Source organism: Vibrio sp. OPT41 (assembly GCF_015163595.1).
Taxonomy (GTDB): Bacteria; Pseudomonadota; Gammaproteobacteria; order Enterobacterales; family Vibrionaceae; genus Vibrio; species Vibrio alginolyticus.
In genome coordinates this window covers 19,197-38,562 of sequence record NZ_JADDYH010000001.1, presented here as the reverse complement: position 1 = coordinate 38,562, position 19,366 = coordinate 19,197, and the positions used below count along the sequence as shown (strand labels likewise).

At 46.2% G+C, this 19,366-nt stretch carries 17 protein-coding genes, 2 tRNA genes and 1 riboswitch; of the genes, 13 read left to right on the top strand and 6 right to left on the bottom strand.

Features of this window, described 5'->3' with window-relative positions; genetic code table 11:
- Positions 1-134 precede the first annotated feature (134 nt).
- From IQP38_RS00175 to thiH, 10 genes are all read left to right on the top strand, one after another.
- Positions 135-211 (top strand) — tRNA-Asp (locus IQP38_RS00175).
- Between the two features lie 61 nt (positions 212-272).
- A tRNA-Trp gene (locus IQP38_RS00170) sits at positions 273-349 on the top strand.
- A 244-nt stretch (positions 350-593) separates the two neighbouring features.
- Positions 594-1,976, top strand: a complete 1,383-nt coding sequence (locus IQP38_RS00165) for a multicopper oxidase family protein (RefSeq protein WP_193837153.1) — start codon at positions 594-596, stop codon at positions 1,974-1,976.
- A 123-nt stretch (positions 1,977-2,099) separates the two neighbouring features.
- A complete protein-coding gene (gene crcB / locus IQP38_RS00160) occupies positions 2,100-2,483 on the top strand; it encodes a fluoride efflux transporter CrcB (RefSeq protein ID WP_005378811.1) in 384 nt (127 codons plus the stop codon).
- A 60-nt stretch (positions 2,484-2,543) separates the two neighbouring features.
- Positions 2,544-2,642, top strand: a riboswitch (TPP riboswitch).
- A 163-nt stretch (positions 2,643-2,805) separates the two neighbouring features.
- Entirely contained in the window at positions 2,806-4,746 is a 1,941-nt protein-coding gene (thiC, locus tag IQP38_RS00155; RefSeq protein WP_053306506.1) for a phosphomethylpyrimidine synthase ThiC, read from the top strand.
- Positions 4,746-6,161 (top strand): thiamine phosphate synthase, encoded by a 1,416-nt coding sequence (locus IQP38_RS00150; protein ID WP_193837152.1) that lies wholly within the window; start codon positions 4,746-4,748, stop codon positions 6,159-6,161. Before thiC ends, IQP38_RS00150 begins: the two co-directional genes overlap by 1 nt.
- The gene (locus IQP38_RS00145; protein WP_193837151.1) at positions 6,148-6,921 is read left to right on the top strand and encodes a HesA/MoeB/ThiF family protein; all 774 of its coding nucleotides are present in this window, start codon (positions 6,148-6,150) and stop codon (positions 6,919-6,921) included. Before IQP38_RS00150 ends, IQP38_RS00145 begins: the two co-directional genes overlap by 14 nt.
- 38 nt (positions 6,922-6,959) lie before the next feature.
- Entirely contained in the window at positions 6,960-7,214 is a 255-nt protein-coding gene (gene thiS / locus IQP38_RS00140) for a sulfur carrier protein ThiS (protein WP_193837150.1), read from the top strand.
- Between the two features lie 5 nt (positions 7,215-7,219).
- The gene (locus IQP38_RS00135; RefSeq protein WP_193837149.1) at positions 7,220-7,987 is read left to right on the top strand and encodes a thiazole synthase; all 768 of its coding nucleotides are present in this window, start codon (positions 7,220-7,222) and stop codon (positions 7,985-7,987) included.
- Between the two features lie 34 nt (positions 7,988-8,021).
- On the top strand, positions 8,022-9,134 hold the full coding sequence (gene thiH / locus IQP38_RS00130; RefSeq protein ID WP_005447249.1) for a 2-iminoacetate synthase ThiH: 1,113 nt from the start codon (positions 8,022-8,024) through the stop codon (positions 9,132-9,134).
- 121 nt (positions 9,135-9,255) lie between these two features.
- Here the strand turns inward: thiH and IQP38_RS00125 are convergent, their stop codons facing one another.
- Positions 9,256-11,046: an aminopeptidase P family protein gene (locus IQP38_RS00125; RefSeq protein WP_025768964.1), complete on the bottom strand. Its 1,791-nt coding sequence runs from the start codon at positions 11,044-11,046 to the stop codon at positions 9,256-9,258.
- Positions 11,047-11,249: 203 nt separating this feature from the next.
- On the bottom strand, positions 11,250-12,191 hold the full coding sequence (locus tag IQP38_RS00120) for a LysR family transcriptional regulator (protein ID WP_005378791.1): 942 nt from the start codon (positions 12,189-12,191) through the stop codon (positions 11,250-11,252).
- A gap of 140 nt (positions 12,192-12,331) precedes the next feature.
- Between IQP38_RS00120 and IQP38_RS00115 the strand changes: the two genes are divergently transcribed.
- The gene (locus IQP38_RS00115; RefSeq protein WP_005378788.1) at positions 12,332-13,492 is read left to right on the top strand and encodes a multidrug effflux MFS transporter; all 1,161 of its coding nucleotides are present in this window, start codon (positions 12,332-12,334) and stop codon (positions 13,490-13,492) included.
- A 91-nt stretch (positions 13,493-13,583) separates the two neighbouring features.
- Positions 13,584-13,865, top strand: a complete 282-nt coding sequence (locus tag IQP38_RS00110) for a hypothetical protein (RefSeq protein WP_005378786.1) — start codon at positions 13,584-13,586, stop codon at positions 13,863-13,865.
- Positions 13,866-13,896: 31 nt separating this feature from the next.
- On the opposite strand, the gene IQP38_RS00105 is transcribed toward IQP38_RS00110, so the two are convergent.
- The 4 genes from IQP38_RS00105 to IQP38_RS00090 all read right to left on the bottom strand — a co-directional run bounded on the left by IQP38_RS00105 (position 13,897) and on the right by IQP38_RS00090 (position 16,350).
- Complete coding sequence (locus IQP38_RS00105) at positions 13,897-14,352, bottom strand: DoxX family protein (protein ID WP_005378784.1); 456 nt, start codon at positions 14,350-14,352, stop codon at positions 13,897-13,899.
- A 10-nt stretch (positions 14,353-14,362) separates the two neighbouring features.
- Positions 14,363-15,121 (bottom strand): DNA-binding domain-containing protein, encoded by a 759-nt coding sequence (locus IQP38_RS00100; protein WP_025768965.1) that lies wholly within the window; start codon positions 15,119-15,121, stop codon positions 14,363-14,365.
- Entirely contained in the window at positions 15,118-15,990 is an 873-nt protein-coding gene (locus IQP38_RS00095; protein ID WP_025768966.1) for a DUF692 domain-containing protein, read from the bottom strand. The genes IQP38_RS00100 and IQP38_RS00095 overlap by 4 nt, the downstream gene beginning before the upstream one ends.
- Positions 15,991-16,089: 99 nt before the next feature.
- Positions 16,090-16,350 (bottom strand): DUF2282 domain-containing protein, encoded by a 261-nt coding sequence (locus tag IQP38_RS00090; protein ID WP_005378779.1) that lies wholly within the window; start codon positions 16,348-16,350, stop codon positions 16,090-16,092.
- 281 nt (positions 16,351-16,631) lie between these two features.
- Here IQP38_RS00090 and uvrD point away from each other — a divergent pair, with 281 nt between their 5' ends.
- Positions 16,632-18,806, top strand: a complete 2,175-nt coding sequence (uvrD, locus tag IQP38_RS00085) for a DNA helicase II (protein WP_005378778.1) — start codon at positions 16,632-16,634, stop codon at positions 18,804-18,806.
- Positions 18,807-19,366: the final 560 nt, after the last annotated feature.

The following is a 19,366-nucleotide window of genomic DNA, read 5'->3' as shown; positions in this document are numbered from 1 at the left end:
CTGATTTCCATGCCGAACTCAGAAGTGAAACGAAATAGCGCCGATGGTAGTGTGGGGCTTCCCCATGTGAGAGTAGGACATCGCCAGGCTTTAAATTTTGGATGCTTGCTTATTAAAGCGAGTGATACCACTGCGGAGTGGTAGTTCAGTTGGTTAGAATACCGGCCTGTCACGCCGGGGGTCGCGGGTTCGAGTCCCGTCCACTCCGCCACTTAATATCGACAACCTCGCTTATGCGAGGTTTTGTCAAATCTAGAATATGAAAATTCTATAGGGGTGTAGCTCCAATTGGCAGAGCAGCGGATTCCAAATCCGCGTGTTGGGAGTTCGAATCTCTCCACCCCTGCCACATATCAGGCTCTGACTTAGGTCAGAGCCTTTTTTGTATCTGGTTTCTTCTCATTATTACAGCTTATTTCTACTCTTATCCCGTAAGTATGGCTTTCTGCTGTACTTTGGCAGCATTTAATCTACTGAACGAACGAAACTACAGTTAGCTGTAATGATCAGTGGCCCGAAATTTTAATAATAAAGGGGAATCACTATTTATATTTAGTTAAACTCAACCGATCTGGATTAATGAGTAACTATGTATGGATATATCTCGTCGACGCTTTCTTCAATCATCCTTAGCAATCTCCGCGCTTACCGTTCTACCTGCATGTTCTCTATCTAGGAGCACTAATAAGCAGAGGCAATATATATACGATATCACTGCAGAGCCTTCTACTGTAGAATTGATCCCTGGGTTTAACACAGACGTACTCGCATTTAATGGTTCGATTCCAGCGCCTACGATTCGTTGTCGCCAAGGCGAGAAAGTTATAATTAGGTTTACTAACAAGCTTTCAGAGCCGACTACAATCCACTGGCATGGCTTGCGAATCCCTATTGAAATGGATGGTGTACCTTTCTTAAGCCAGCCGCCTATCATGCCGGGTGAAACATTCGTTTATGAATTTACACCGCCAGATGCAGGCACGTTTTGGTATCACCCCCACATGAATAGCGTTAAGCAACTTGGTATGGGCTTAGTTGGGCTAATTATCGTTGAAGAGGCTGAGACTGTTCTATTTGATGAAGAACAGGAAATAGTTCTAAAGCATTGGCACTTAGACAAACAAGGTCAGTGGAAGAACCTTATGGTGCCGCGCTTGAGCGCTCGTATGGGGACTCCCGGAGAGTGGAGTAGCGTCAATGGTGTGCATGAACCTGTTTATACGCTGAAGCAGAATGCTACCACGCGATTAAGAATTGCTAATGTCGATAACACCATTACTTACCCGATCGCTATAGAAGGCGCAGAGGCTTGGGTTATTGCTATTGATGGTAACCCTGTTAAAACGCCTTATAAGCTCACTCAGCACAAAATTGGTCCGGGAATGAGGTTAGATATCGGATTGATTGCTCCAAAGGCTGGAAAACGTGTTTATGTGCGTCAAATGAAAGGACGCTTCCCATTCCCTTTGTGCGAGTTTGACGTTGTTGAGTCTGACTTGCCGAGCAACCAGAAACTGCCTTTATTACCTCTCAACCCTGTGCCAGCTCTCGATTTGAAAAATGCAGAGCAAATCGATTATGTGTTTGAGTGGGAGGGCGCGATCACTCCTGCTGATAAATCGGGCAAAGCGATACCTAAATTCTGGCTGATGAACAAACGGGCTTGGGAGGGAATGAGCAAAGATAATATTCCAGCGCCCCTTTCAACATTGGAGATGGGAAAAACCTATATCTTCAACCTAAAGAACGTCACCCAATATCATCATCCTATTCACCTTCATGGACACACATTTACGGTTCTTGAGTTAGATGGAAAAAAACTCGACGAACCGTTTCATACCGATACGGTCTTACTTGGAAAAAATGGCAGTGCGAAAGCTGCATTTGTTGCAGATAACCCAGGGCGTTGGATGTACCATTGTCATGTAATTGAACATATGAAGACGGGTTTGATGGGTTACATCGAAGTAAAGTGACTCCTGTAACTTTTAAAATCTTGATAAGTTTTAAGCGCTATACTTTGCTGAATTCTAAGATTGTATAATCACTATTGCCGTAAATTTGATTACAATGTCGCCATTAACTTTTCTGGGGGAATTATGGGACAACTATCCGTTTTGGGTTTTATTGCATTGGGTGGTGCATTTGGTGCATGTTCTCGTTACTTAATTTCTGAACTTTGTGTCATTTTATTGGGGCGTGGTTTTCCATATGGTACGTTAACCGTTAACGTTGTTGGCTCATTTATGATGGGCTTATTGATAGCAGCTTTCGATAATGAACTTTTGGCAACGGAACCTTGGCGACAAGTGATTGGCTTGGGTTTTTTAGGCGCACTAACGACGTTTTCCACCTTCTCGATGGATAATGTGTTGCTCATGCAGCAGGGCGCTTTCTTTAAGATGGGGTTGAACGTATTGTTGAATGTCGTGTTAAGTATTTCAGCTGCGTGGATAGGCTTTCAATTATTGATGCGCAGCTAGCAAAGTAGTTAAAAATTGAACAGGTCGGCTTGGTTTCACCAAGCCGTTTTTATATACTGACATCACTTGTCGGAGTGCCATAAGGCTGAGACCGTTAATTCGGGATCCGTTGAACCTGATCAGATTAGAATCTGCGAAGGGAACAAGAGAAGATATTCACACCGGAGTTCTTTCTGGTTGACCTATCAAAAGTCGAATGTTGTTACAGGCAAATATCGTAAGCTTTAACTAGCCTTAATTTGACTCCTCTTGTCGCATCTATCCGCCAAGCATTTTTATCCAATTACTTTTTATCTAGTATAACAAAGCAAGGAAAAATGCTATGTCGAGTCGCAAACAAGCGAGACTGGAAGCAAAACAGTTCATTGATACACTCTCGGTACAACCGTACCCCAATTCAAGCAAAGTCTACGTAGAAGGCTCACGTCCAGATATTCGTGTACCAATGCGTGAAATATCACTCGCTGATAGCCTTATTGGAGGCACAAAAGAAGCGCCTATATTCGAACCTAATGAGCCAGTACGCGTTTACGATACGTCGGGTGTATACACAGATCCAGAGCACACCATAGACCTCTATAATGGCTTACCTAAGCTGAGAGAAGGGTGGATTGAAGAGCGCGCCGATACTGAGCTACTTGATGAAGTAAGCTCGGTGTACACCAAAGAACGCTTAGAAGACGAAACACTAGACGATCTTCGTTACGGTAATTTACCACGTATTCGACGTGCCAAAGATGGCCATTGTGTGACTCAATTGCACTATGCTCGCAAAGGTATTATTACCCCAGAAATGGAATATATCGCGCTGCGTGAAAACATGGGGCGTGCCAAGTATCGCGATGAAGTGCTGAATCAACAGCATCCGGGTCAAAGCTTCGGAGCGAACCTACCAAAAGATATTACCGCCGAATTCGTGCGTAAAGAAGTCGCCGAAGGTCGCGCTATTATCCCTTCCAATATTAACCACCCAGAATCCGAACCAATGATCATTGGACGTAACTTTTTGGTCAAAGTGAACGCCAACATCGGTAACTCATCGGTCACTTCTTCGATTGAGGAAGAAGTAGAAAAGTTAGTATGGGCAACGCGTTGGGGTGGAGATACCGTAATGGATCTTTCTACTGGACGTAACATCCACGAAACTCGCGAGTGGATTCTACGTAACAGTCCGGTTCCGATCGGTACCGTGCCAATGTACCAAGCGCTTGAGAAAGTGAATGGTGTTGCTGAAAACCTTAACTGGGAAGTGATGCGCGATACCCTGATTGAGCAAGCAGAGCAGGGCGTTGACTACTTTACTATCCATGCCGGTTTACTACTTCGTTATGTGCCAATGACTGCAAAACGCGTTACTGGTATCGTCTCTCGTGGTGGTTCTATCATCGCGAAATGGTGTTTAGCGCATCACCAAGAAAGCTTCTTATATACCCACTTCCGAGAGATCTGTGAAATCTGTGCTAAGTATGATGTGGCACTTTCTCTCGGTGATGGTCTGCGTCCTGGCTCGGTGGCCGATGCTAACGACGAAGCGCAATTTGCAGAGCTTCGTACCCTTGGTGAGTTAACCAAGATTGCGTGGGAATACGACGTACAAGTAATTATCGAAGGTCCTGGCCATGTTCCAATGCATATGATCAAAGAGAACATGGAAGAGCAGCTGGAGCACTGCCATGAAGCACCATTCTACACCCTTGGCCCACTGACGACAGACGTCGCTCCTGGTTACGACCATATTACTTCAGGCATCGGCGCTGCCATGATTGGTTGGTATGGCTGTGCGATGCTTTGCTACGTCACTCCTAAAGAGCATCTTGGCTTACCAAACAAAGAAGATGTGAAAGTAGGTATGATCACTTATAAGCTTGCTGCGCACGCCGCTGATTTAGCGAAAGGGCACCCAGGTGCTCAAGTTCGTGATAATGCGCTTTCTAAAGCTCGCTTCGAGTTCCGCTGGGAAGATCAATTCAACTTGTCACTCGACCCAGATACCGCGCGCGCTTTCCATGATGAAACCTTACCTCAAGAGTCCGGCAAAGTTGCTCACTTCTGTTCGATGTGCGGACCAAAGTTCTGCTCGATGAAGATTTCGCAAGAGGTACGAGAGTACGCGAAAGACACTGAGCAAGTTGCTGCGGACCAAGCTATCTCGATTAAAATGCTAGATGATCCTCTTGAAGGGATGCGTCAGAAATCGCAAGAATTTAGAGAGTCAGGTTCCGAGCTATACCACCCAGCAGCACATGCCGAGGTAAGTGACTAATGAGCAAAATCCTTATTCCGTCATCGTTGATTGAACTGACAGGTTTAGTTCAGCAATGTTTGTTGTTGGCGAAAGAACAGGGTTTTAGCATAGAAGACATTGAGTTGGGTGTGAGCCCAACTCAATCTATTCAGCTTGTTCGCGGCCAACAGACCACACACATAACGACTGATCTCATTGATGATTATGACTCTGAGCATGAGAGTTCATTTGTGCTCTATTACCGTTCTGCTTTGTCGGTAGAAGCGTGTGCTAAGCAACCGTCGAAAGCGATTTATATTGGTATTGCTGATACTCAGGTATCCGATGAAAAGGAGAAAGTGCTTCAGCTTGATATCTGGCGTCACCCAATTAACAACGAAGTGAGAGCGCTTTCCGTTAAGTCCAAATTCAACGCAATGTTCGATCCTGAACATCACCTTGCTTGGATAGTAACGCTGACAGTACTCGATTTTCCTATCGAAGATGCGTTAACACTTGCTCGAGGAATGCTAACTCAACAAGCGAATGTTTCACGTGAAACACTGTTGAATGACAACCTTGACGAGGGACGATCCGCTCAGTGGGCTGACCAATTTGATGATTTCCCCACACCTGTACTAGAGGATAACCGGCTAGGTATTCAAGTTGGTTGGTCTGCACAAGGTGAGAGCGTTAGCTTTCCAACTCTAACTAAGCAAAGTCTAGGGCTCTATCCAGTCGTTGATGATGTTGCTTGGATTGAGCGTCTACTGCCACTAGGCATCAACACTATTCAACTGCGAATCAAGAACCCACAACAAGCCGATTTAGAACAACAAATCATTCGAGCAATTGAGCTAGGTCGTCAGTATCAAGCACAAGTGTTCATCAATGACTATTGGCAGTTGGCAATCAAGCATGGCGCTTATGGCGTCCACCTAGGACAAGAAGACATAGAAGAATCGAATTTGGCTCAGCTAACTAAAGCCGGCATTCGTCTTGGTCTTTCTACTCATGGTTATTATGAGCTACTGCGCATCGTACAAATTCATCCTAGTTACATCGCGCTAGGGCATATTTTCCCAACCACCACTAAACAGATGCCATCGAAACCACAAGGTTTGGTGCGCTTGGCTCTATATCAAAAGCTGATTGATAGCATTCCTTATACAAATACAGAGGCTGCTTTCCGTCCCGCAAAAGACAAAGCAGGTAGTGACTATGTGCTTGGCTTTCCGACGGTCGCGATTGGTGGCATTGACCAATCTAATGCAGACCAAGTTTGGCAAGCAGGTGTTTCTAGTTTGGCAGTTGTGCGAGCTATTACGTTGGCAGAATCACCTCAGTCCGTCATCGAGTTCTTCGCACAACTGATGAAGGAAAGACAGCTAACGTTTACTGATCAGAATAGTGAATTGGCGCATAACAAGAGAGGCGAGCATGCTCACGGATAAGCAGTTCCTTCGCTATCAGCGCCAAGTCGCTCTGCCTGAAATTGCCGAAAGTGGGCAAGAGCGTTTGAGTAAATCGCATGTGCTGATCATCGGTTGTGGTGGGTTAGGGAGCGCAGCGAGCTTGTACTTGGCGTCAGCGGGTGTTGGTAAATTGGTTGTGGTCGATGACGATGAAGTTGATAGCAGTAACCTACAACGTCAGATCATTTATCGTGAACAAGACCTACAAGTTGCGAAAACAAAAGCGACTGTAAAGCAACTGACTGAACTTAATTCTATGGTTCAAATTCGTGCTCTCAATAAGCGATTAGACAAAGCACAGCTGCAGCTTGAGGTGATGCTAGCGGATGTGGTGCTCGACTGCACCGATAACATGCCAACGCGCCAGCTAATTAACCGAGTTTGTTTCGAGCAAAATACGCCGCTCATCTCGGCGGCAGCTGTTGGTTGGCAAGGGCAATTCGCAGTCTTTGATTACCAAACACCAAGTGAACAAGAAGCGCAGAGTAAAGCCTGTTACCGCTGTTTGTATCCGTTCGACGAATTACCACAAACTCAAAAGTGCAGTGACAGCGGTGTCGTCGGTCCGGTGGTGGGCACACTTGGCAACTACCAAGCGATAGCGGCAATTCAAAAACTGGCGACGGGAAAGTTTCATGTCGAGACTGCCAAGTTACACCTGTTCGATGGATTGAAGCTGCAATGGCAAACCATCGCGATAAGTAAAGACAAACAGTGCCAAGTGTGTGCTCAGATTTAGCTTATGAGTAATGGCCAGAATTAAGAGAGTTGGAAGCAATGACGTTATCAGAACAACAAACAACACAAATGACCGCTGCTGACTTAGATGTGATCACTATTGTCATCAATGACCAGTCACATCAAGTTGCCAGTGAGTCGAATCTACAGCAAATCATTAGTCAACTTGCGCTGCCTGAAATGGGCTGTGTTTTTGCAATTAATAACAATGTTGTGCCGCGCAGTGAGTGGGCTAGCACAGTTCTTTCACAGGGAGACAGCATCTCTTTGTTTCAAGCGATCGCAGGGGGTTAAAGTCGATGCTTAAAATTGGTGATAAACAATTCGAATCAAGACTGTTCACGGGAACAGGGAAGTTTGCCAACAGCCGATTAATGGCAGAAGCGATTCAAGTATCGGGTTCTCAACTTGCGACCATGGCGTTGAAGCGTGTGGATGTGAACGACCAACAAGACGATATTTTGTTGCCGTTAGTACAAACGGGTGTGAACTTATTGCCGAACACCTCAGGTGCAAAGAATGCTAAAGATGCTGTGTTTGCAGCACAATTGGCGAGAGAAGCGTTGGGTACTAACTGGTTAAAACTAGAAATTCATCCAGACCCGAAGTACTTGATGCCCGATCCAATTGAGACACTAGCAGCCGCTGAGCAACTGGTTCGTGAAGGCTTCATTGTCCTTCCTTATTGTCATGCTGACCCGGTTCTGTGTAAACGATTGGAAGAAGTAGGCTGTGCTGCAGTCATGCCATTAGGTGCGCCGATCGGTTCTAACAAAGGGATAGTTTCTCACGATTTCCTAGAGATCATCATCGACCAAGCTAATGTTCCTGTCGTTGTTGATGCGGGTATTGGTGCTCCTTCACATGCCGCGCGTGCGATGGAAATGGGCGCGGATGCCGTGCTCGTCAATACAGCGATTGCAGCTTCGAGCGATCCCGTTGCGATGGCGAAGGCATTTAAGTTGGCGGTAGAGTCCGGGCGTATGGCTTATGAAGCTGGACTTGCCGGTAAGGTTTCTCATGCGGTTGCGTCGAGTCCACTGACGTCATTCCTAGATGAGCTTTAGTCCTAGATTGGTTTAGCTATTAAGCGAGGAAAACATGAGCTTCGTTGAACAATTTAAGCAGCTTAATTGGGATGACATCTCGATGTCGATCTACGCGAAAACGGCACAAGATGTCGAGCGAGCATTGAATAAACCCAAGCGTGATTTGGAAGACTTTAAAGCGCTAATTTCACCAGCGGCTGAAGCGTACTTAGAGCAAATGGCGCAGCTGTCATACTCGGCAACTCGCAAGCGTTTTGGTAATACCATGTCGCTTTACATTCCACTGTACCTTTCTAACTTGTGCGCCAATGCTTGTACTTATTGTGGCTTCTCTATGGAGAACAGAATCAAGCGTCGTACTTTGAATCGGGACGAAGTGGCTGCAGAAGTTGAAGCCATTAAACGCATGAAGTTTGATAGCGTATTGCTGGTGACTGGCGAGCACGAAACTAAAGTGGGTATGAAATACTTCCGCGAAATGGTGCCGATGATTAAGCAACGTTTTAACTATTTGGCGATGGAAGTACAGCCACTTGATCAAGACGAATACGCTGAGCTCAAGACATTGGGTTTGGATGCGGTGATGGTTTATCAAGAAACGTATCATCCTTCGACGTATGCCGAGCACCATTTGCGTGGCAATAAGATGGATTTTGAATACCGATTGGATACACCCGATCGTCTTGCAAAGGCGGGCATCGATAAGATCGGTATTGGTGCTTTAATAGGGTTGGAAGAGTGGCGTACCGACTGTTTTTATGTGGCAGCGCACTTGGACTATCTTGAGCGCACGTATTGGCAGACTCGTTACTCGATTTCTTTCCCACGTTTGCGTCCTTGTGAGGGTGCGCTCCAACCCAAATCAGTCATGACGGATAAGCAACTTGTTCAGCTGATTTGCGCTTATCGTTTGTTGAATCCAGAAGTGGAGTTGTCATTATCGACTCGTGAGTCACCGAAGTTTAGAGATAACGCATTGCCTTTAGGCATTACCAGTATGTCTGCTGCATCGAAAACTCAGCCGGGTGGTTATGCGATGGATGATGTTGAACTCGAGCAGTTTGAGATCAGTGATGAGCGAAGCGCAGGTTCTGTGGAAGATATGATTCGAGCCAAAGGCTTTGACCCTGTATGGCGAGATTGGCACTCGGCGTATTCTGGTTAAGTAGCAAAGAAAGCCACTGGTCATCGTTATGTTTCACGTGAAACATAGGCAAAAAAAGAGGGCTGATGCAAAACATCAACCCTCTACTTTTTTCTAGCTTCTAGCTTCTAGCTTCTAGCTTCTAGCTGTGTGCTACTGGTAGCGTTGCTTGACGAAGCCACTCTTTCACATCACCCTCAACAAGTGGGCTGATCTCATCCCATACCTTCTGATGGTAATCATTCAACCAAGCAAGCTCTGGACGAGTTAGCATATCAACGTTGATATTGCGCTTGTCGATTGGACAGCGTGTTAGCGACTCAAATGATAGAACAGGGAAGTCACCGTTAGTTGGGGTTTCAACAACAAGCTCTAGGTTCTCGATACGGATACCAAACGCATCCGCACGGTAGTAACCTGGCTCGTTGGATAGCACCATACCTTCTGTTAGAGGCACGTCGATTTGCTTCTTCGAAATGCTCGCCGGACCTTCATGAACACTTAGGAAGTGACCGACACCGTGACCAGTACCGTGATCGTAATCGTAGCCCTCCGCCCACAGGTGCTGACGAGCTAGCGTATCGATTTGGTAACCACGTGTGCCTTTCGGGAAACGTGCACGTGCAACACCGATGTGGCCTTTTAGCGCGAGAGTGAATTGTTTAATCATCTCTTGTGAAGGCTGACCGATCGCGATGGTACGCGTAATGTCTGTCGTGCCATCTAGGTACTGACCGCCTGAATCCACTAGGTAAAGTGTGTTCAGTTCTAGCTTGCCAGGTTCAGGTTGGTTCTCGTGATTATAGTGACACATCGCCGCGTTGCCACCTGCTGCCGAGATAGTATCGAAGCTAAGATCCATAAGTGTCGGGTCTTCGCTACGGAACGCTTCCAGTTTGTCTGCCAGCGTCGCTTCATCATGCAGGTTACCCGCAACGACTTCAGCATCTAACCAAGAAAGGAACTTACTCATCGCTACGCCATCGCGGATATGACATGCTTTCATGCCTGCGATTTCAACTGCGTTCTTTGCTGCTTTTGGCATTAGGCATGGATCAGCTTTACTCACCACAGATGCGCCAGCGTTTTGAAGCACCAGCTTAAACCACGCGTTACTTGTTGCAGGGTCAACCAGTACATTCTTGCCAGTTAGGTTTTCTAGTCGTGCTTGCAATGCTTCTGGGTGATGAACCGTCACGCCGGCACCAACATGAGCGTCAAACTCAGCAGGTAGGCGAGCAGGATCTAGGAAGTATTCCACGCTTGAGTCTGAGTGCAGAATCGCGTGAGAAAGCAGAACTGGTAGACGTGATACATCTAGACCACGAACGTTGAGCAACCAACAGATAGAATCAAGTGCTGTGATCACTGCGCTGTCTGCACCGGCTTTTTTCACGAGCTCTGCGATTTCTTGGCGTTTGCTTTCACTTGATTGTCCAACTGTTTCTGTTGCCATTAGGCGAACATCAGAAACCACAGGAGCAGGGCGGTCGTGCCACAGTTCATCAATTGGGTTGCTATCGAGAATCTTAAGCTCAAGGGTACCTGCAAGTTTTGCTTGTGCCATGTCTAGCCAAGCAGAGTTGTGCATGCGAGGGTCGATTGCCACAGACGCGCCATTTGCAAGATGGTCTTTAATCCAATCTAGTGCAGGCTCTTCAATCAAGTGACGGTATTCGAATAGATCAGCAGGAACCTGCTTTGTTACTTGTACTGTGTAGCGACCATCAACAAAGATAGCGGCTTTGTCTTTGGTGATTACCGCAGCACCAGCAGAACCAGTAAAGCCAGTTAGCCAATGTAAACGCTCGTTGTGCGCTGGTACGTATTCGCCCAAGTACTCGTCTTCATGTGGGACAAGTAGGGCATCAATATTATGTTGTGCTAGCCATTCGCGAATTGCATTCACGCGGCTTTGGGTATCGTTGTGCATCTGTGTTATTCCTTCAAATTACCGCTCCTTCATGCTCAGGTGTGGGAGCTGTTTCCATCTGCTTCATGCAGTTTACGATTCCATTGAGGTTCGCAATCACTTCAATAGAGTCGGAGTACAACTAGGCCATAGATGAGCCAAAAAGGACTACGACAGTTAAGCTACTCATTTTAGCCGCTAAGCGCAAATTGAGTGCGGTGTTTTTATCTAAGGTGATCGGTTTTTTGTGTGATCATCGTACGTAGCCAGCCTAATGCAGGGTCGTTTTCTCTATCTCGGTGCCAGAATAAAGTGTAAGCCATAGGTGGGAATTCTAACGGTAGTGGCAGCACGACCAAATCAAGCTGTTTGGCCGCAAGTTGCACAAAATGACTTGGCGCAGTAAAGATAAAGTCGGTGTATGAACATAAACTTGCGGCACTGTTAAAGTCGGGCACGGTGACGGCAATATCGCGGTCGGCGCCAATATCTGCAAGGCGATAATCTAGCAACCAACGGTCGTTGCCATCACAACGTACTTGTACATGGCGTAGGGCGAGATAGGCTTCCAGATTCCAAGGTTGTTTTAGCGCAGGGTGGTTTTTGCGAATGATGCACATTTGGTAATCACGATAAATTTCCAACTCGCAAATGTCATCGGGTGGTTGAAGAGTCAGCTTGGCATCGTTTATATCGATATCTTTTCCAGTTAAGCCTAAATCCAGTTCGCCGCGTTGAAGCATTTTAAATGTATTATCCGACCACGGGTGTGTGCTTATGGTCACGCCAGGTGCTTGTTGAAAAATCGCCGGTAAGAAATGGGGTAGAATGAGAGGGTAGACACTCTCTACCGCTGCTATTTGAAAACGGTATTCGCTGCTTTGCGGAGAAAACTCTTCGGGTTGAGTCAGCACTTCTAACTGATTTATCAACAGATCCAGTTTCGGTTTAAGAAACAATGCGCGCGGCGTAGGTGTTAATCCATGTGAGTTTCGAGTGAAAAGAGGGTCATCAAATTGAATGCGCAGTTTAGCCAGTGATTTACTTACGGCGGATTGGCTTAAGCACAATCGGTGGGCTGCACGAGTAACGTTTAACTCTTCAATCAGCACTTTAAAGCAGACCAATAGATTTAAATCGATACGAGCCAGTTTTTCGACGTTCACAGTGAATTTCCTCTGAGGAATAATGCTCATGATTATACATCATTTCCATTCATATCATCAGATGATTAAGCTTTATCCAAAGTTCTTTATCCAATTCGGAGTGTTGTGTGTCTAGCCAGTTTTCTAATAGTAAAAAACAGATGGCGTTATTGACCCTTTTGGTTCTTTTCAGTCCTTTAGCGATTGATATTTATCTACCTGCTTTACCTCTTATTGCTTCCACTTTTCAGGTCGATAATGCGCTAGCACAAGACACGATCACTTGGTTCTTATTTGCTATGGGTGTTGGTCAGCTATTCGCAGGTCCCCTAGCAGATAAACTCGGACGTCGAACTGTTGCATTGGGCGGTATCACCATTTACGCGATGAGCGCTTTATTGGCGTGGAGTGCTCAAAATATTGAGTGGATGTTGGTTTCCCGACTGCTACAAGGCTTAGGTGCGTGTGCGACATCGGTAGCAGCCTTTGCAACAGTTCGCGATATCTTTGGCCCGGAAAAAAGCGGCAAAATGATCAGCTACCTTAACGGTGCGATTTGTTTCATTCCGGCTTTAGCTCCAATTCTAGGTAGCTGGTTAACTCAGCAATTTGACTGGCGTGCTAACTTTAGCTTTATGGCTGGTTTTGCTGTGGTGTCTGGATCATTGATGTTTTTCATGATGAAAGAGACTAACCCGTCAACAGAAAAGCAAGCCGTGTTTAAGCTTAGTCGGTATTGGGCAGTGCTTAGCACACCATCTTTTGTTTTCCATGCGTCATTATGCTTGATGGCGATGGCGGTTATTCTTGCTTACGTTACCTCAGCACCGTCGGTATTGATGACGGGGATGGGGCTGTCGATGAATGAATTCACTTTCTGGTTTGGTGTAAATGCGGTGATAAACATTGCGGCATGTATGCTGGCGCCTAAGTTTATGGAGCGCGTTGGAACTCACAACACCTTAGTCACCGGGATCTCAACTCTGGGTCTCGCAGGTGTGATCATGCTAGTGATGAATGGTCAGAATACCGCGCTTTCTTTCATGTTACCTATCTTTATGTCTTCTGTAGGTTTTGCATTCATTCTGGGTGCAGCGGCAGGGAAAGCGTTAGAACCGTTTGGTGATAAGGCGGGCACGGCAGCTGCACTGCTTGGATTGTTCCAAATGAGTGGCTCTGGTTTGTTGGTGGGTACACTGCAACGCTTATCTCTGGATCCACAAACCTTGATCGCAATTCATATGTGGGTCCTATTACCTGCGTTGGTCGTTCTGTTTACAAAAGCAGGGAAGAACTGGCACTCGAGCTTTGCGAAAGCGTAAATCAGTGTAATTTAGTATTTTCCAATGTAAGTAAGGCGTGTATATTTGTCACTCAGACTTTTCCTGACACCATAACGGAACTCAAAAAGTAATGTCGTTAACCACGTATGAAATGGCTCGTATTCTAGAGCAAATGGAAGATTCACCAGAAAAGGTGATGTTTGGCAAGTTGCTTAATGAGCTGGGTAATCAAAGCTCCGAGCGTATTCGTAGTGCGGCTAAACAAGTACCTCTGCCAATTTTGCGTGATATCGTGTACCAATTTCAGCAAGTGATTGAGTCACGCAAAGATGAACAAGTCGAGCAGATGGCAAAAGACCTCGCTCAGCAAGGTATCTCAGCAGAAGAGCTACTGGCTTACTTGAATAAATAATAAAAAATCCCCGCATGATGCGGGGATTTTTTTAGCTCGTCATTTTCTTTTTCAGGATGTGGTCCAAAGACAGCGGTCCTGGCCCCCATACGATTACGATAAGAATCATCAATCCCCAAAGTTGGTGGTCATAAAAACCTTTCTCCCACAACAGTGGGTAAGAGATCACTGCGATGATGTTGAACACAAACAGCATTGCTGCCATCGGGCGGGTAATCAATCCCAGTGCCAAGAACACCGGTAGAACCAACTCCGCAGCCGTACCTAAATAAGCCGCCAATTCCCATGGCAAGATTGGCACTTGGTATTCCAGCTCAAATAAGTACAGCGTGCTATCCCAAGATGAGATTTTGATTAGTCCTGAATTGAAGAACACCCAGGCTACCCACAAGCGACAAAAGAGAAGTAGTAAAGGGACAAAGCCAGCTTGTAGGGTACTGATTAAATCGTCGTACCGATTCACTAAGTTTTTAACCGTATCCGTCATAGAGTGCTCCTTAGATTGATTGCAATGTAAAGCCGTCAACAATATCGAGTGCCATGATGCGATTGAGATGAGCGAGTAAAACTTCAGGTATTTCGCTCAAACTCTGCTTCTGCTCTAAACATTGCAGCAGTTGGAACACATCGGCATCGAGTGCGTGACACAAGGCTTCTCCATTGGCTTGAATCGAGATGACACCTTGCTGTAATTGGTTGATATTAAGTTGTTCGAATTGGCCAGTTTGAATCGCGCTGAACAAATCAAATACTGCGTAGCTGGAGTCAAAGCTGCGGCAGCCTTGTTTAAGGTGCAAAACCAAAGCGGGTTGTTGCTCCTCACTCACTTCGCCAAGTAACGCAAGCGGTTTTAATGCTGCCGCATTGGATTGTTCATACTGTGCTTGACGAGCGAGGTCGATATGCCATTCGAAGCGTGCGACTTCAGGGCTGTAAGGTGCTTGTGCGATCACCTGACTAAACTGCATGATGGTGTCTTGAAAGCCGTCGCCATAATGCACCACATCTCCTTCTTCTAATGGGTAAGAAAGAACATGCTGGCGAGCTATCTGTTCAAAGCATTCTTCACCAAGCAGCGCTTCAACCATCGGGTAGGTCGCGGATAACACCTCGCTTAAGCTGACGATAAAGTTATTGCGGTAAATCTGCATGCGTTCATCAGCGGTAAACGTATCACTGGCAATATCGCAATCTTCACCGAGTGCTTGATAGTGTAGGGCTTTAGCAAACTGGCTTTGTAAGGTGGCTAGATTCATGATGCCTTCCTTGGTTCGCTTTGTTCACTTGGAAGTGTGCCTTGCAACAGTAGTTGCGATGCTTTCTGTGCTTCTCCTAATAAGACTTCTGGCGCGGGGATATCCAAATCCCATTCAATCAACGTATGACGTGGACCGTGTTTTTTTGTCCACTGTGAAAACAACTGCCAAACTTCATCGCTAACTGGGCGGCTATGGGTATCAATCCATATCTCACCTTTGTCGAGTTGTTTAATGGTAAAACCTGCCAAGTGAATCTCATCCACTTTGTCGGCTGGAATCGCATCTAGGTATGTGTCGCAATCAAAACCGTGGTTGAACGCCGAAACATAAACATTGTTTAAATCGAGCAATAAACGACAGTCAGTGCGCTTTTGCACTTCGGTAAGAAACTCCCATTCGCTGATGGTCGAATGTTGAAACTTCACATAACTAGATGGGTTCTCTATCAAGATCTCGCGTTGCAAATATTCCTGCACTTCATTCACGTTACGAGTGAACACGTTGAGCGCTTCTTCCGTATACGGAAGTGGAAGCAGGTCATTAAAGTAGTGACCGCCGTTTTCACTCCAACTTAAATGGTCAGAAACAAGGATTGGGTCGATTGAGTCAATCAGTGCTTTAAGTTGCGCAAGATGCTTTTGACTAACACGTTCCACCGAACCTAGCGACAAACCAATACCGTGGCAGCTAATTTGATATTGCTCGCGAAGCGTTTGTAGCTGATGGCGCTCTGTTGCATTGGGTTGGAAATAGTTTTCACTGTGGATTTCTAACCAAGACAACTCGGGTTGGTTTTGGCTAAAGTAATCGAGGTGAGGGGTTCTTAATCCAACTCCAACAAGGTCGTGGAAGGTGTGGTGTTTCACGTGAAACTCCTTTTCAAATCGTGCGGGAAGAGAAGGATGCGTCTTGGCTTTGCGTTGGTTGAGCGTCAACGCATCCTCACAATAGCTAGCGATAAAAGATTATGAAGAAGAAGTGCTACCGCCAGCGAGCTTGTCACAAAGACCTTTTGGTACGACTACGAATGCGTCTTTTTGGTTATCTTCTTTAGAAGTACCAGCGCATGAGCTGCTTTTTGTTGCACAGTCGTTTTTACCTGCTTTAGAAACGCCATAGCACTTTTCTTTTTCAGCAGCGACAGCTGGAGCTGCAGTTAGCATTGTGCCACCAAGAGCTAGAAGACCAGTAACAGCAGCAGTAACAGCTAGATTCGACTTTTTCATAATAAATTCCTCTGAATGATTTCCTTTACTTTAAGTTGGCAAGATGAATCGCCTGTTTTGGCGTTTTTGTTATCAACTTGCTTAACTTAAAAGATAGGAAACTGGCTAAAAAACTTTCAGAAAAATTTCTGAAGTAAATAGGTTTGTAGGGTCAAATAGGTATAACTAATTGATGTGTTGGGCAAAAAAACATCAATTTTTTTATCAAGTTTTGTCTAAACAGCACCCGGTTGTTTAGGTTATAATCGGTTTTTATGTATAAATAACCAGTAGCTCTCATCATGATGGATCCATCTCTATTACTCGACGGTTTGAACGATAAACAACGTGAAGCCGTTGCAGCACCTCTAGAAAACTTGCTCGTTCTTGCTGGCGCAGGAAGTGGTAAGACACGCGTTCTTGTTCACCGTATCGCTTGGCTGATGTCGGTCGAGCAAGCTTCTCCGTTTTCAATCATGTCGGTAACCTTTACCAATAAGGCGGCGGCAGAGATGCGTGGACGTATCGAAGAGCTAATGATGGGCAGTGCAGGCGGTATGTGGAATGGTACTTTCCACGGCATTTGTCACCGTATTCTGCGTGCACACTATCTTGATGCGAAGCTACCGGAAGATTTCCAAATCATTGACAGTGACGACCAACAGCGTCTACTAAAGCGTTTGATTAAAGCGCAAAACCTCGATGAGAAGCAGTGGCCGGCACGCCAAGTGGCATGGTGGATTAACGGTAAGAAAGACGAAGGTCTGCGCCCGTCGCACATTGATGCGTACCATGATCCAGTAACCAAGACATATCTGCAGTTGTACACCGCTTACCAAGAGGCGTGTGACCGTGCTGGTTTAGTCGATTTTGCGGAAATCTTGCTGCGCGCACATGAGCTACTGCGTGATAACAAGTTCGTCCGTGAACACTACCAAGCACGCTTTAAGCACATCTTGGTCGATGAGTTCCAAGATACCAACAACATTCAATATGCTTGGCTACGTATGATGGCGGGTCCTGAGTGTCACGTGATGATCGTAGGTGATGACGACCAGTCGATTTATGGTTGGCGTGGTGCAAAAGTCGAGAATATTGAGAAGTTTACGCTCGAATTCCCAAGCGTAAATACCATTCGTCTTGAGCAAAACTACCGTTCAACCAAGACCATTCTGGAAGCATCTAACACCCTGATTGCGAATAACACCGAGCGTATGGGTAAAGAGTTGTGGACGGATGGCGTGGTCGGTGAGCCTATCTCGGTTTACAGCGCTTACAACGAATTAGATGAAGCCCGTTTTGCGGTGAACAAAATCAAAGAGTGGCAAGACAAGGGCGGTGCTCTGAATGACGCTGCGATGCTTTACCGTAACAACGCCCAGTCGCGTGTTCTGGAAGAAGCGTTAATTCAAGCCGGTCTGCCTTACCGTATCTACGGCGGCATGCGATTCTTCGAACGTCAGGAAATCAAAGATGCCTTGAGCTACATGCGTCTGATTGCCAACCGTAACGATGATGCGGCGTTTGAACGTGTGGTGAATACGCCAACGCGTGGTTTGGGCGATAAGACGCTTGAAACCATCCGCTTTGCGGCTCGTGATCGTGGTTGCACCATGTGGGAAGCGAGTGTGGCAATGTTGGACGAGAAGGTGCTTGCTGGTCGCGCTGCTGGTGCTCTGAGCCGTTTTATCGAGCTTGTCACCGCGCTAGAAGACGACACCTTAGAGATGCCGCTGCATCACCAAACTGACCATGTGATTAAATACTCGGGCTTGTTCGCGATGTACGAGCAAGAGAAAGGCGAAAAGTCTAAGGCACGTATTGAGAACTTGGAGGAATTGGTGACCGCAACTCGCCAATTCGAGAAACCAGAAGAAGCCGAAGACATGTCACTGCTGACGGCATTCCTAACCCACGCAGCACTAGAAGCGGGCGAAGGACAAGCGGACGAATTTGAAGATGCGGTTCAGCTCATGACATTACACAGTGCGAAAGGTCTAGAGTTCCCATTGGTGTTTATGGTCGGTGTGGAAGAAGGCATGTTCCCAAGCCAAATGTCGGCAGAAGAAGCAGGGCGCTTAGAAGAAGAACGTCGTCTGTGTTACGTAGGCATGACCCGTGCAATGCAGAAACTGTACATCACTTATGCTGAAATGCGTCGTTTGTACGGTCAGGATAAATACCATAAACCGTCTCGTTTTATTCGTGAACTGCCAGAAACATGCTTGGATGAAGTACGAATGAAGGCGCAAGTTAGCCGTCCTTCAAGCAGTGGTCGATTTAGCCAAACTGTTGTGAAAGAGAGCTTTAATGAAACCGGCTTTACGCTAGGTTCTCGTGTGATGCATCCAAAGTTTGGTGAAGGCACCATCATCAACTTCGAAGGCAGTGGTCCACAGAGCCGTGTACAGATTGCCTTTAACGGTGAAGGCATCAAATGGTTGGTAACTGCTTACGCACGACTAGAGAAACTGTAAGGCTTGACCAAAACTCATCAACTTAAGAGCTGCTTCGGCGGCTCTTTTTGTTTGTGCAGTTTTGGTGTCGCTAACGCAGGAGAAAATGGAATGATAAATGGAGTACAAAAGCGCGACTTAACGATGCCGTTTGAAGTGAAAGGTGGGCGTTGTGGGTGAATGCCTGTTTTCAGCAGATCTACTGAGAAAAACTTTAGGCAAAGAAAAACCCCGAGGGCTTGCGCCCATCGGGGTTATAGTCTTACTCGCAGCAATCCAGCTACTAAAAGTGCTCCATGCATCTAATCCATGATAGTGTGCTGAATCCGTCAGCTTAATCCTTACGTCGCCTTCCTAGCGGTGTCCTTAGTGACCTTATCCTGGTCTGCTAACTATCCTCGTTAGCTCTCATCACTTGTTCCCTGAGCGGTGTCCCTGACATCATCCTGATGTTCAAATCCTTGCCTCGTCCAGAGGTGTCCATTTCCCGTCCTTAGTAGCAACCATCCTAGTCACTATTGATTCCGTTCAATGTCCAATTTTGCAATCCATGCCCGACTATTCATCCTGAATAACCGTTT

Bases quoted from the DNA above. Each gene is read 5' to 3' on its own strand.
- IQP38_RS00115 (WP_005378788.1), top strand. From the start codon at position 12,332: ATGGCGTTATTGACCCTTTTGGTTCTTTTCAGTCCTTTAGCGATTGAT.
- IQP38_RS00135 (WP_193837149.1), top strand. From the start codon at position 7,220: ATGCTTAAAATTGGTGATAAACAATTCGAATCAAGACTGTTCACGGGA.
- thiC (WP_053306506.1), top strand. From the start codon at position 2,806: ATGTCGAGTCGCAAACAAGCGAGACTGGAAGCAAAACAGTTCATTGAT.
- crcB (WP_005378811.1), top strand. From the start codon at position 2,100: ATGGGACAACTATCCGTTTTGGGTTTTATTGCATTGGGTGGTGCATTT.
- thiH (WP_005447249.1), top strand. From the start codon at position 8,022: ATGAGCTTCGTTGAACAATTTAAGCAGCTTAATTGGGATGACATCTCG.
- IQP38_RS00165 (WP_193837153.1), top strand. From the start codon at position 594: ATGGATATATCTCGTCGACGCTTTCTTCAATCATCCTTAGCAATCTCC.
- IQP38_RS00110 (WP_005378786.1), top strand. From the start codon at position 13,584: ATGTCGTTAACCACGTATGAAATGGCTCGTATTCTAGAGCAAATGGAA.
- uvrD (WP_005378778.1), top strand. From the start codon at position 16,632: ATGATGGATCCATCTCTATTACTCGACGGTTTGAACGATAAACAACGT.
- IQP38_RS00145 (WP_193837151.1), top strand. From the start codon at position 6,148: ATGCTCACGGATAAGCAGTTCCTTCGCTATCAGCGCCAAGTCGCTCTG.
- IQP38_RS00105 (WP_005378784.1), bottom strand. From the start codon at position 14,352: ATGACGGATACGGTTAAAAACTTAGTGAATCGGTACGACGATTTAATC.
- IQP38_RS00125 (WP_025768964.1), bottom strand. From the start codon at position 11,046: ATGCACAACGATACCCAAAGCCGCGTGAATGCAATTCGCGAATGGCTA.
- IQP38_RS00090 (WP_005378779.1), bottom strand. From the start codon at position 16,350: ATGAAAAAGTCGAATCTAGCTGTTACTGCTGCTGTTACTGGTCTTCTA.
- thiS (WP_193837150.1), top strand. From the start codon at position 6,960: ATGACGTTATCAGAACAACAAACAACACAAATGACCGCTGCTGACTTA.
- IQP38_RS00100 (WP_025768965.1), bottom strand. From the start codon at position 15,121: ATGAATCTAGCCACCTTACAAAGCCAGTTTGCTAAAGCCCTACACTAT.
- IQP38_RS00150 (WP_193837152.1), top strand. From the start codon at position 4,746: ATGAGCAAAATCCTTATTCCGTCATCGTTGATTGAACTGACAGGTTTA.